Here is a 13,863-nt window from a genome sequence, read left to right on the forward strand (position 1 = left end):
GGTGCAAAGAGGTTACCGCAGGTGCATATTTTATTCTCAATTAATTAAAAAACCTGTGTGACTTAGGTAATTATTTCTGTTAAAACAAACATTCGCAGTTATATAAATTCTGTTAACTGCGCACATATTTGGAATGAGGAGTCACTATGTGTTCAATTTTTGGGGTATTAGATATTAAATCTGATCCCGCTCAATTGCGTAGCCAAGCAATTGAGATGTCAAAACTATTAAGGCACCGCGGGCCAGATTGGTCTGGCGTGTATTCATCAGATAAAGCTATTTTAGTGCACGAACGTTTAGCAATTGTTGGCGTATCGAGTGGTGCACAGCCTTTGTACAACCCTGAGCGTACAAATATTCTTGCTGTTAACGGTGAAATTTATAACCACAAAGAGCTAGCTGCTAGCTTAGAAACTGATTTCACTTTTCAAACTCAGTCTGACTGTGAAGTTATTTTGGCTTTATATAAACAAAAAGGCCCTGAGTTTTTAGATGATTTAAATGGTATTTTCGCGTTTTGTTTATACGACGAAGAGCAAGATGCCTACTTAATTGGTCGTGACCATATCGGGATTATTCCACTTTATACGGGTCATGATGAGCACGGTAACTTTTATGTTGCCTCAGAATTAAAAGCACTTTCGCCAATTTGTAAACATATTGAAGAGTTCCCTCCGGGTCATTTTTTGTGGAGCAAAGATGGTCAACTTCGTAAGTACTACAGCCGTGATTGGCAAAGCTATGACGCAGTTAAAGACAACGAAGCTAAATCAAGCGATGTTAAAGAAGGCCTAGAAGCAGCTGTTAAACGTCAATTAATGTGTGATGTACCATATGGCGTTCTATTATCTGGCGGTTTAGATTCATCTGTTATCTCTGCTATCACACAGCGTTTTGCTGCAAAACGTATCGAAGATAATGACGAGTCTGATGCTTGGTGGCCAAAGCTGCATTCATTTTCTGTGGGTCTTGAAGGTTCACCCGATTTAGCAGCTGCACAAAAAGTAGCTGATATGATTGGTACGGTTCACCACCCTATTCACTTTACTATTCAGGAAGGTATTGATGCCCTACGTGAGGTGATTTATCACATCGAAACGTACGATGTAACAACTATTCGTGCCTCAACGCCGATGTACTTAATGGCGCGCCAAATTAAAGCCATGGGTATTAAAATGGTGTTGTCGGGCGAAGGTGCTGATGAGCTATTTGGTGGTTACCTTTATTTCCACAAAGCACCAAATGCGCAAGAGTTCCACGAAGAGCTTAACCGTAAAGTCTCGAAACTACATATGTTCGATTGCTTGCGTGCTAATAAATCAATGGCAGCATGGGGCGTTGAAGCGCGTGTGCCATTCTTAGATAAAGAATTTGTAGACGTAGCAATGCGTATCAACCCAGAAGCGAAGATGTGTAAAGACGGTAAAATCGAAAAACACATTATTCGTGAAGCGTTCGACGGCTACCTGCCAGACGACGTACTTTGGCGTCAAAAAGAGCAGTTCTCTGATGGCGTAGGCTATAACTGGATTGATACTTTAAAAGAGTATGTGAACGAACAAGTTAGCAATCAAGACCTTGCTAATGCTAAATACAAATACCCGATCAATACGCCTGATTCTAAAGAAGCGTATTTTTATCGTAGTATTTTCGAAGAGCACTTCCCTGGTGATGCCGCTGCGAAATGTGTTCCGCATGGCAAATCAGTTGCTTGTTCTACTCCTGAAGCGCTTGCTTGGGATGCATCATTCCAAAACAATGCTGACCCTTCAGGTCGTGCTGCTGGCGTTCATAACGACGCTTATAAAAAGTAGTAACTTTGTGCTGCAAGCCCTGTGTTTGCAGCACTTTCCTCTCAATTGAAATTATTTGCTTTGAAATAATACTGTCATCAAATTATTCCTTTCCCGTCCCAATTTGTTCACAAATCCAACAAAAAACGTAAAAAACTGCATTTATTCGGCTGTTTAGGGACAAAACCATTTACATTTTTTTTCGAACTCCTACACTAAAGACTAAACTTTGGTACAAATTTAATTAGTCTACAAACTATTTTTCGGTTTCTTACGTAAAATAGTGATAGCCAAGCTTGTGCCATCCGGCCGTTTAGCTTTCTGCTAGATATAACTACAACAAGAGGTATTCATGAGCGAACATCATGATAAGTACAGTATCGACAATACCGACTACACCGTCGGTCAGGACAATGTACAAAAATGGGGTTTTGATGTGCATAACCCTGTATTTGGCATTAGTGCTGGTTTAATTGCCCTATTCTTAGTGGCAACACTTATTTCAGATGCTGAAACAGCGAAAACAACCCTGAATGGTATTAAGAACGACATTATTAATAACTTTGATGGCTTTTTTATGTGGTCAGCAAACTTATTCGTATTGTTTTGCTTAGCGTTAATTGTTTCACCATACGGTAATATCCGCCTTGGTGGTAAAGAAGCGCGTCCAACTCACTCTCGTATTTCTTGGTTAGCAATGTTATTTGCTGCAGGTATGGGTATAGGCTTAATGTTCTGGGGCGTAGCAGAACCTGTAGCTTACTTTACAGGCTGGTACGAAACACCTCTCGGTGTTGAAGCAAACACGCCAGAAGCTGCCAAACTGGCAATGGGTGCAACTATGTTCCATTGGGGTTTACATCCTTGGGCAATTTACGCCGTTGTTTCGCTTTCACTCGCATTCTTTTGCTATAACAAAGGTTTGCCGTTATCTATTCGTTCAATTTTTTACCCTATTTTAGGTGACAAAGCGTGGGGCTGGCCAGGCCACCTTATTGATATTCTAGCTGTACTTGCCACTCTATTTGGCCTTGCAACGTCTCTTGGTTTAGGCGCGCAACAAGCAGCTGCAGGTATTAACCATGTATTTGGTACTGATAGCGGAATAGGCTTACAAATTGGCGTTATTGTAGGTGTGACGTTACTTGCTGTTATTTCTGTTGTCCGCGGTATCGACGGCGGTGTAAAACTACTTAGTAACGTAAACATGCTTATTGCTTTTGTATTGCTTGTATTTGTTGCACTTGTTGGTTTTTCTGCAGCATTTGGCAACCTTCCTAATACAGTAATGGGTTATGTTGAAAACATTATTCCACTAAGTAACCCACATGGTCGTGAAGATGAAACATGGATGCATGGCTGGACTGTATTCTATTGGGCTTGGTGGATTTCATGGTCACCGTTTGTAGGTATGTTCATTGCGCGCGTATCTGAAGGCCGTACAATTCGTGAGTTTTTAATTGCTGTATTACTAGTTCCTACTGTTGTGACTATCTTCTGGATGTCAATTTATGGTGGTATCGCTATTGAACAAGTTATTGATAAAGTGGGTGTACTAGGTGAAAAAGGCTTAACTGATGTACCACTAGCTATGTTCCAAATGTTTGAAGCCCTGCCAATGTCACAAGTGCTTTCATTCATTGCAATTGTGCTAGTACTCGTGTTCTTTATTACGTCATCTGACTCAGGGTCATTAGTAATCGACTCAATCACTGCCGGTGGTAAAGTTGACGCGCCAGTGCCACAACGTATCTTTTGGGCAACAATCGAGGGCGCTATTGCAGCTGCACTTGTTTGGATTGGTGGCACACAAGCAATCGAGGCCTTACAAGCCGGCGCCGTATCTACGGGCTTGCCGTTTACCTTTGTATTGCTATTAATGTGTGTGAGTTTACTCCTTGGCTTACGAACAGAACCAAGACACTAAACACGCCTTTAAATAATAAAAAACGCCGCATTTTTGCGGTGTTTTTTATTTATAAGCTTTGCTCAAATTCAAATACCCGACATAAAGTCGGTGCTAAGCACGCTATATGAGTAATTCGCTTAGCGGCGTATCTGGGCGGTAATGGTAAGCTATTTGCGCTTGTAGCAGCTCTGCGGTGGCTGTAGCATCATTGAGCGCGTTGTGGTTTTGATACGCTGGTAACGAATAACGAATGCGAGAGTCTGCTAAGCGAACAGAATCAATCTTAGAATTAAACAATCGCCCAAGTAACCCCTGCTTTGCTTTAAGTGCTCGCGTTTCCAGATCAAGCGTGTCTATAACGGCAAATTCAAGGCCTTCGCCTAAGCGTGCTTGCAAAGCTTGATATAAAAAGTGCCGTTCAATAGGCGCAAAATGAACCACAATAATTTTGCCTTTTAATGCTGCTAACAAAGGCTCCATAATCGTTGAAAAATCAGGTGCATCGCTCACTTCTGAGTGAGTTATACCATGAATAACAATCGACTCTTCAGCAAGCTTACGCCTTGGTTGAACAATCCAATGTTGGCTATCTTTACAAAAAATACGCTTGGTATTAAATGGGATTAAACCAACACTGACTATATCGTCATTTTGATAATTTAGACCGGTTGTCTCAAAGTCAAGCGCTACGAAGGGAACATCACTAATTGGTGTGCTTAAATCACAAATAGCTGATTCATAAAACGCTTTAATCAGTGGCTGTTTGCTCTGTGCTAATAACTGCTGATACCGAGTCGGCCAATCAAGTTTTGCGCCTTGTTTTGCCATTACTTCATCCCTGTGTTGGCAGAGTATCTGAATTTAAGGAAGCTCTGCGCTTTATCTAAAATGGCAAACGCTTCTTTAAGATTGCGCTGCTCAAAAGGAGAAAGTAAATGAGGCTCTAAGTCGTTATCTGGCGCTTCATCAAGCTTTTCTATTTGCCATGCTTGGTGTCTTATTCTGATCATGGCAATGTACTCTAAGGCGTCTCGTAAATCTTGTGCTTTACCTTCAGGGAGTAGTTTTGCTTCGATAATATCTTCTAAACGCTCGAATGAATTTTGTTTACGACTGCCTATCGCTAATGCATGCACGCGTATTACATCAGATAAAGGTGCAGTACCGCGGCGTTTTAAGTTCATAGAGCGCTTGTGTTGGCCATTATGCTCTAACACAAAGTCTTTAAAGAAACCTAAAGGCGGTGTTCTGTTACGTGCGTTAGCGGCGAGGTTAGCTAAGAAGCGCTTATTCTTGCGCCCTTCTGTTGCGATAAAGCGTTTGAGCTCATCAGCCCATTTGTTTTTACCGTAAACACCGTCTAAATCAAAAAAGATCGAGCTATGTAGTAAAGCCTGCGGTTTAGGTTCGGCCATCCAACCTGCAAATTGTTCTTTCCACTGCTCGCGTGTTAAACGCCACTTTTTAAATGACGCCATAATTTCACCTTCACAGTACTTATAGCCACATTCAGCTAAACCATCACAAACAAAATCAGCCAAATTCTGAAAATACTCGTCATGTAATTCCTCGTTAAAACTATTATCGAGGATGATGGCGTTATCTTGGTCGGTCACAATTAATTGCTCATCACGAGCCATTGAACCTAAAGCGATAAAGCAATAAGGAACTGGCGGCGGGCCAAACTTTTCTTCAGCTAAATCAAGTAAACGCTGTTTGAAGGTACGCCCTATTACAGCCATTGCGGTACCAATCATGTGTGAGTTAGCGTCTTCGTTAACCATGCGTACAAACACATTAGGCAGCTGCCTTGCATAGTGAGCTAAATCTTCAACAGATTGCTGAGCTAGTATGCCGCGTACTAACAATAAGCTACTTTGTGACTCGTAGCGTAAAATATCTGATAACGAAATAACGCCAATCGGCTTTTTCTTAACGACTACAGGCAGGTGGTGAATGTTATCTCTGAGCATTGCAAGCACGGCTTCAAACACATAGGCATTACTATCAAGCAGTACTAAGTCTTTTTGCATTATTTGCGCGGCTGGCGCTTCGTAACTTAACCCTTCAGCAATAACGCTGGTACGTAAGTCACGGTCGGTAATAATGCCAACTACTTGGCCGTCGTCGTCATCAGGATCGTCACTGATTGGTTTATCTGCATCAGTAACCAGTACAGACGATACCGACTCTTGCGTCATCAATTGCGCAACCATTTGTACAGAGGCATCTTTTGCCACAGTGACAACATCACGGTGAAGAAGCGACTTAACCTTAGCGGTTGTTAAATCATTGCTGTCTGCTTGTTCAACAATTGCTTGGTGAAGGCGCACATTTCCATCGGCTTCAAAGAAATCTGCGAACACTTCGTACTCATCACAAAACTCGTTAAACAACTTAACATTGATGCAATAAACTAAGGTATCTTCAAGCGCCTTTGCCGGAAACCGCACTTTACGGTTCATAAGAAGGCCCATTGAACCAAAGATCCCACCGATAGTTAAACGGTTGTATAAATCACCATCACGGCGATACATTTCAACAGCACCACTGCGTATAACATATAAATCAGCGATATCTTCGCCATAATTTAATATTTCAGTGCCTGCGCGAAAATAGGTGATTTCGATTTGTGCAGCGAGTTTATTTACCGCCTCTTCAGGAAGATCATCAAAAGGGGCATGATCAGCAAGAAATTGGGCAATATCGACGTGTTCGGCTTGCATACGCGTACCTAGATTAAACCATTTGATTTAATTGTGAGGGTAATTGGCTATTTTTTCAAAGAAAAAATAGCCAATTAAGTAGGATTAAGCCTTTTCTAACTCTTCAGCCAGAAGTTTCGACTCATCTCCCCTTGGTTTAGTAAAGCGAGCTAAACCAAGGTAAATAACAGGCGTTAAATAGAGGGTAAATAACACCGCAAGTGCTAAACCGCCAAATACTACCCAACCAATGGCGTTACGAGCTTCAGCCCCCGCGCCAGTAGATAAAATAAGTGGTAATGCACCTAGTAAAGTTGAAACTAGCGTCATCGCGATTGGGCGAAGACGAACCAATGCGGCCTCTTCTACCGCCACTCTAACCGAGCGGCCTTGGTCACGTAATTGGTCAGCAAACTCCACCAGCAATATGGCATTTTTAGCAATTAGACCAATTAGCATGACTAAACCAATTTGCGAGTAAATGTTTAATGATGTACCTGTTAAATACAGCGCTAAAATTGCAGATGTAATGCCAAACGGTACGGTGATCATAACAACGATTGCACTATTCACACTTTCAAATTGTGCTGCCAATACCAGAAGAACAATTAAAAAAGCCAGAACATAGGTCACTAATACTTCATTGGCAGTTTCTTCAAAGGTTAATGCCTCACCTTTAAACGCTAAGCTGATGCCAGCAGGCAGAGATTGCTCTGAAATATCACGGATTTTTGTAACCAGCTCAGCAATAGTTACGCCCTATGGCATTTCCATACTCAGTTCAATAGCACGGCGCTGAGCATGGCGCTCTAGTTCTGCTGCAACACCTTCTTCTGTAATGGTTGCCACACTACTCAGTGGCACTAACTGACCATTGCGGCCACCAACATACAAGTTAGCTAAATCGCTCGGGTTTGTGATGGTTTGGTTTTGTGCTTGCAACATAATCGGGATTGATTGGTCACCAATGTTTAAATCGGCAATATCATCACCATTGATTGCAGCACGTAACGTTACTGATATATCACTGAGCGATACACCGAGCTCTTCAGCACGACGTCTATCAATATTAACGCGTAATTGTGGCTGTGACGGCTGATATGAAATACGTACAGGTGCCACTTCTGGCACTGCTTTTTCAATTTCAGCAGAGAAGTCTTGCGCGGCTTTAAAAATCTCGAGGTAGTCTTGGCCCAATAAGGCAAGCTCAATACCACCGCCTTGACCATGCAAGTTCAAACTATTTGAACCACCTGGGTAACCAGCCGCACCAGGAATATTACCTAAAGGTTCACGTATTTTATTGATAATTTCTTGCTGACTAAAATGACGTTCGTCCCAATGTTTTAGCGGCACAGTAATAAATACAATATTTGGATCCCACTGCCCAACCACAGTGTAAATAGACTCAATATCACCACTTTCAACATACGGCAGTAAGATATCTTCCATTTGCACTGCTTGCCTGTCCATAAAGTTCAAGCCAACACCATCAGGACCTCGGGCAAAAATACGAATTTTACCGCGATCTTCTGTTGGTAATAGCTCGTTATCTAAATTGAAATACAGTGCCCCAGAGCCTGCAGCAACCAACAAACATGCAAAGAAGGTAAGCCATGCATGTTCAAGTACACCATGTATTGTGCGCTTATAAACAGCGGCTAACACATGGCCAACTTTTGCAAATGGATGAAAACCGCCCTGCTTTAATTTCAGTTTTGATGTCAGCGCAGGGACCAAAGACAGTGCTACAAAACTTGATATGATCACAGCGCCAGCTAATACCCCACCAAACTCTCTAAATAGCCGCCCTGCTGTTGATGGTAAAAAGGCAATAGGCACAAACACCGCAGCTAATACGGCGGTTGTTGCCACAACAGCAAAGAATACTTCACGAGTACCAACCACTGCAGCTGCACGGCGACCAAGACCTAAGCCCCGCTGACGTTGTATGTTCTCACTTACCACAATGGCATCATCTACAATTAGGCCAGTAGCTAACACGAGTGCAAGTAAAGTAAGAATATTAATTGAGAAACCAAGCGCCCAAATAAGTGCTAAAGAGCCAATTAATGCTACAGGTATCGCAAATGCAGGAACCAGCGTTGCCCGCCATGAGCCAATAAACACCCACAGTGTGATCACCACTAGTAACACGGTTAGTAACAGTGAGTTAATAACTTCATCAACTGAGCTTCTGATAAACTGAGCATCGTCAGAGGTTAAAGTAAATTCCATTTCAGGAAAACGCACTCGCATACGCTCAATTAACGTTAGAACTTCATCAGAAATTTCAATGGTATTAGATTGCGCCTGACGAATAATTTCCATGCCAATCACAGGTGTGCCATTCAGCCTTACGAACGAACGCGGATCGGCAGGGCCAAAGTAAACAGCCGCAACATCGCCAATACGGGTATCGTCACGAACTATGATATCGGCTACTTGTTCAGCAGAGATTGACGTTGCATCAGCACGAACGATCACCTGTTGATCGCTTGATTTTAAACTACCCGCAGGCACATCAAAGGGAGCCTGGCGAAGTACATTGGCAATATCTGGTACTGTAAGGTTAAAGCTGCTTAGTTTTAGTGGGTCGATACGCACTCTAAGCACCCGTTCGCGGTCGCCATTTAAACGAACATCGGCAACACCAGGAATGGTTAAAAACTGCGGGGCTAAGTCAACATCAACACGCTCTGTCAACGCCTCAAGGGATAAGCTATCACTTGATACCGTTAACGATACAACCGCTTCGGCGTCGTTATCGGCTTTAATAATTGATACCCGTTCAACTTCTTCGGGTAACTCTCGCTGCACACGGGCTACCGATTCGCGTGTTTCGTTTGCAGCATCATCTAGATTAACACCAGGGCGAAACTCAACCACAATACGAGCATTGTTTTCTTCACTTTGCGCACGAATCGACTTTACACCACTTACCCTAGCAACCGCCCCTTCGAGCTTGCTAGTTACTTCGGTATCTACAGTCTCCGGTGAACCACCAGGGAAAGACGCTGATACTGTAATACGCGGTCTATCAACATCAGGAAGCTCACGTACTTCAACCCCTGCTATTGCAGCGATACCTGCAATAATAATGAGTAAGTTAAGTACCACAATTAAAACAGGGCGACGTATTGCCATTGATGGTAAGTCTTCCATCATAGGTTGCTGTTTCATCATTACTCCTTGGCTAGCTGCACTTCATTGATGAAATTAAGCTCTTGATTAGGTCTTAGGCGCTGAACTCCTTCTGTCACCAATAAGTCACCTTCATTTAAGCCACCAGAGACTAGTAAACGCCCTGCTAAACGCTGCTCAATTTTTACATCAACACGAGTTGCTTTTTTATCGACACTCTTCCATACGTAAGGGCCTGCTGCCCCCCACATCATCGCAGCTTCAGGTACTACGGCAAGCTCTTCACCTAGAATATTTATGTGTACACGAAAGCTCATACCCGGCATAAATTGCTGGGCATTATTATCAAGTTTGGCTTTTGTTCTAAGAGTGCGGGTTTGCGCATTGATACGCGAATCAAGCTCTGCCACCTGAGCAATGTAAGCTTTATCGCCTAACCAAGGCACCACTTCGACCGAAGATTTTTGTTTAAGCACTGAGATAGCGGCCTCTGGGGCATTAAAATTGATATAAAGCTCAGAAATATCATCGATAGTCGCAATGGCTGTTTGGGTTGTGATCCTATCGCCTACTTCAACGTCAGTTAAACCCATAACACCACTAAAAGGAGCACGAACTTCGCGGTCTTCACGCTCTGTTTTCGCTTGCATTAACTGGACTTTTGCAAGCTCATAAAGTGTTTTCGCATCATCTAAATCACTTTGTGGCACCGCACCACGAGCGTGGCTTTCTTCAAGCCTTTTCATGGTGCGCTCAGCATCTTTTAAAGTAATTTCGGCTTCGATCAACGCTGCTTTTTGTCTACGTGAATCAAGCTCTAATAGTAAGTCACCTTTGGCAACGTTATCGCCTGGTTTAAAGTAAACAGCGGTGACTCTGTCCCCAACGGCTGGGTAAAGAGTGACTGAGTGAATCGCTTCAGCATTACCCACTGCTTTTATCTGTTGTTTAGACTTTTCAACAGACACTGATTCTACAACTACATTAGCCGCCTCAGCGACGGAAACACAACTAATACAGGCAATTAAAGTCCATGTATGTAATTTGCCAATTGTCAAAATTTCACCTAAATAAGAATCGTTTTAATTGTTACGAAGTGTAACAGCTTTGTGATCAATAAAAAGCTGACTTCGTTTAATAAACAATTAGCCAAGGTGAAATAAACGCATACATCGCCTGTGTTTTCTAATTAGAAACGACAATGTGATGAATCGACCTCTTTTAAGTGTGCTTCGCTTGCTATGGTTACCTCTACACAATCAGATTGATTAGTTATTTGTTCCTTTTGAATTAGTGTAAAACTACCTTCTTGCTCTGATCTTAATGAATACTCAAAAGCTTCATTACTACCTTCTGATATAGCAGTTACTAGGCCGCCAACAAGTGCCCCTGCAACTGCCCCTGCAATCATCTCTTCGTGGTTGCCATCTAACTGATCAACAAAACCAATTGTAGAGCCTGCTGCTATACCCGTTTTAACGTTGGATGATAACTTAACCGGCTGAACCGATGTCACTTTTGCATAAAAGCGTTTAATCATCACATTTTGGTCGGCTCTATCTACCCCTTGTGTCGCGCAGCCACTTAAAAATAGTAAACCTAGCAGTAATTCATTCATTCTATTCTCATCCCATCAGTATAAAAGCTTAAGTTAGATACTATTCATAACATCAATTAGAGACTGTTTAAGATGTGTAAAAAACTGTATGTAGCTAAAACGAACAGGCATAAAAAACCCCAGACTATGCTGGGGTTTTTATCAATTTATAAAGCTAACAATTACTGTTGGCGCTGCGCTTCTTTTTGCGCTTTTTTAGCTTCTTTACGCTTACGAAGAACTTCTTGCGCTTCGTTACCGATGTGACCTTCACCACGCGCTTGTGCTAACTCGATTTGCTTTTGACGCTCAGCAAAACGTGCGCGTTGCTCTTCTGTTAGGCTGTCATGACAGTGATGACACGAAACACCTTCCATGTATTCAGGCTTTTGCTTTTCTTCTTCAGTGATAGGCATACGACATGCGTGACATTGGTCGTAAGAACCTTTTTGTAAGTCATGATTTACCGCAACACGGTTATCAAATACAAAACACTCACCTTCCCACATGGTTTCTTCTTTTGGTACTTCTTCTAAGTACTTAAGAATACCGCCTTCAAGGTGGAATACTTCGTCAAAGCCTTGCTCTTTCATGTACGCAGTTGATTTTTCACAGCGAATACCACCGGTACAGAACATAGCAACTTTTTTGTGCTTTTCAGGGTCTAGGTTTTCTTTCGCCCACGCTGGGAATTCACGGAATGTTTTAGTGTTTGGATCAACCGCATTTTGGAAGGTACCGATCTCGATTTCGTAATCGTTACGCGTATCGATAAGAATAACTTCTGGGTCTGAAATTAATGCATTCCAGTCAGCTGGTTTTACGTATGTACCCACTACTTCACGTGGGTCGATACCTTCAACACCCATAGTTACGATTTCTTTTTTCAGTTTTACCTTAGTACGGTAGAACGGGCATTCGTCATCGTATGACTCTTTAGTCACAATGTTGTCTAGGTTTGGTTGTGAATCTAACCATGCAAGTAGGTTATCGATACCTTCACGTTTAGCAGAAACAGTACCGTTGATACCTTCAGCCGCAAGTAACAAAGTACCGCGTACTTCATTGTCTTCCATTACTTTAAGTAGTGGTTGGCGGATCGCTTCAAAATCAGGAAGGGCTACAAATTTGTAAAGTGCGCAAACAACAAAGTGCTCGCTAGTTACATTGTCTTTATGAACAGCAGTCATGGTTTTACCTTTTGCTTTAAATGCCCATGTGGGGCGTTAACCGAATCGCAAATCCGGCGCATTGAGGGCGCGTATTTTACGCGAATTAGCGATAATTGCAAAAACTGATGCGAAATAGCTGTGTTTTTACTGTCTCCAAGTGAGGCAAGTGCGTTATAATGAACAGGATTTACAAATTTTGCTCATCGGAGATTACGCATTGCATTTTACTGAACTTGGGATTGATACACGCCTCGAAAAACAACTTGCGCATCAAGGCATCACCCAGCCCACTGACATTCAAGCTCACGCGGTACCAACAGCTATCGCAGGCCATGATATTTTTGCACAGTCAAAAACAGGATCGGGCAAAACGCTGGCGTTTTTATTACCTGCTGTACAGCGTGTAATGAAACAAAAAGCACTCAGTAAACGCGACCCTCGCGTTTTAATCGTTGCGCCTACCCGCGAATTAGCAACCCAAGTGTACAGCCAATTAAGGCTATTAATTGCTGGTACAAACATTAGTGCTGTAAAAGTATTGGGTGGTGAAAACTTTAATGACCAAATTAAAGCGCTTCGTAAAGACCCTCATTTTGTAGTGGGTACTCCGGGGCGTTTAGCTGACCATTTGAGTCAACGCTCATTACAGCTTTCTGGCTTAGAGCTGTTAATTTTTGATGAAGCTGACCGTATCTTAGATTTAGGTTTTACCGATCAAGTTAAAATGATTAACGAGCTTGCTGATCACCGTTTACGCCAAACGTTATTGTTTTCAGCAACTCTTGACCATGCACAAGTTGATGCCCTGTCACGTAACTTATTACGTTCACCAAAACAAATACTGTTAAGTGCTTCTAATGAGCAGCATAGTGACATTACCCAGCAGCTTTATTTAGCTGATCATCTAGATCACAAAGAAGCCCTACTTGAGCACTTTGTAAAACAAGACAATGTCGGACAATGCATTATATTTACCGCAACACGTGCCGATACTCAGCGTTTAAGCCAGTTATTAACTGATAAAGGCTTTAAAGCGCAAGCGCTTGCGGGTGACTTAACCCAAGCCAAACGCCTTGAAATCATGGATGCCTTTAGCCGTGAAAACTTTAAAATCTTAATCACTACCGATGTTGCATCACGTGGTCTTGATTTATTAAGCGTGACCCATGTAATTAACTTTGACTTACCAAAACATGCTGAAGAGTATGTGCACCGTATTGGTCGTACAGGTCGCGCTGGCTTTAAAGGTACGGCTATTTCGTTAGTAGGCCCTAAAGATTGGCCTAGCTACAAAGCAATTAAAGCATTTTTAAATGATGAATTAAGCTTTTTCACCGTTGACGGCCTTGTTGGTAAATTTAAAGGTCTGCGTGAGAAAAAACCAAACACAGTTTGGAAAAAAGCAGAGAAAAAAGTGGCTGCAAAACCTGCAAAACCAAAACGCAAAGCAGCCCCTAAAAAACCAAAAGCCCCTATTCAAGCACCAATTGATGTAGATGGTTTTGCTCCAATGCGCCGTAAGAAAAAGCCAGAACAGGAATAA

At 42.3% G+C, this 13,863-nt stretch carries 8 protein-coding genes and 1 pseudogene; 3 read left to right on the forward strand and 6 right to left on the reverse strand.

The genetic code is table 11. The features are described from left to right. The first annotated feature begins 146 nt into the window (after positions 1–146). Together asnB and J8Z28_RS09465 are read left to right on the forward strand one after the other, a co-directional pair. Complete coding sequence (gene asnB, locus J8Z28_RS09460) at positions 147–1,814, forward strand: asparagine synthase B (RefSeq protein ID WP_250659311.1); 1,668 nt, start codon at positions 147–149, stop codon at positions 1,812–1,814. A gap of 331 nt (positions 1,815–2,145) precedes the next feature. Further along, a complete protein-coding gene (locus tag J8Z28_RS09465) occupies positions 2,146–3,720 on the forward strand; it encodes a BCCT family transporter (protein WP_063527756.1) in 1,575 nt (524 codons plus the stop codon). 102 nt (positions 3,721–3,822) lie between these two features. On the opposite strand, the gene J8Z28_RS09470 is transcribed toward J8Z28_RS09465, so the two are convergent. The 6 genes and pseudogenes from J8Z28_RS09470 to trhO form a co-directional block, all read right to left on the reverse strand. Further along, positions 3,823–4,530, reverse strand: a complete 708-nt coding sequence (locus tag J8Z28_RS09470) for a 3'-5' exonuclease (RefSeq protein WP_062564444.1) — start codon at positions 4,528–4,530, stop codon at positions 3,823–3,825. Beyond that, positions 4,530–6,428: a DUF294 nucleotidyltransferase-like domain-containing protein gene (locus J8Z28_RS09475; protein WP_250659312.1), complete on the reverse strand. Its 1,899-nt coding sequence runs from the start codon at positions 6,426–6,428 to the stop codon at positions 4,530–4,532. Before J8Z28_RS09475 ends, J8Z28_RS09470 begins: the two co-directional genes overlap by 1 nt. 84 nt (positions 6,429–6,512) lie before the next feature. Further along, positions 6,513–9,590: pseudogene (locus J8Z28_RS09480) on the reverse strand (efflux RND transporter permease subunit). A 2-nt stretch (positions 9,591–9,592) separates the two neighbouring features. Next, complete coding sequence (locus J8Z28_RS09485) at positions 9,593–10,609, reverse strand: efflux RND transporter periplasmic adaptor subunit (protein ID WP_414628175.1); 1,017 nt, start codon at positions 10,607–10,609, stop codon at positions 9,593–9,595. Positions 10,610–10,740: 131 nt separating this feature from the next. After that, on the reverse strand, positions 10,741–11,169 hold the full coding sequence (locus J8Z28_RS09490; RefSeq protein WP_250659313.1) for a hypothetical protein: 429 nt from the start codon (positions 11,167–11,169) through the stop codon (positions 10,741–10,743). Positions 11,170–11,330: 161 nt separating this feature from the next. Beyond that, on the reverse strand, positions 11,331–12,338 hold the full coding sequence (gene trhO / locus J8Z28_RS09495; RefSeq protein ID WP_055197229.1) for an oxygen-dependent tRNA uridine(34) hydroxylase TrhO: 1,008 nt from the start codon (positions 12,336–12,338) through the stop codon (positions 11,331–11,333). A 199-nt stretch (positions 12,339–12,537) separates the two neighbouring features. Between trhO and J8Z28_RS09500 the strand changes: the two genes are divergently transcribed. Next, positions 12,538–13,863 (forward strand): DEAD/DEAH box helicase, encoded by a 1,326-nt coding sequence (locus J8Z28_RS09500; RefSeq protein ID WP_063527931.1) that lies wholly within the window; start codon positions 12,538–12,540, stop codon positions 13,861–13,863.

Origin of the sequence: Pseudoalteromonas sp. SCSIO 43088, assembly GCF_023650795.1 — a bacterium.
Classification (GTDB): Bacteria; Pseudomonadota; Gammaproteobacteria; order Enterobacterales; family Alteromonadaceae; genus Pseudoalteromonas; species Pseudoalteromonas shioyasakiensis.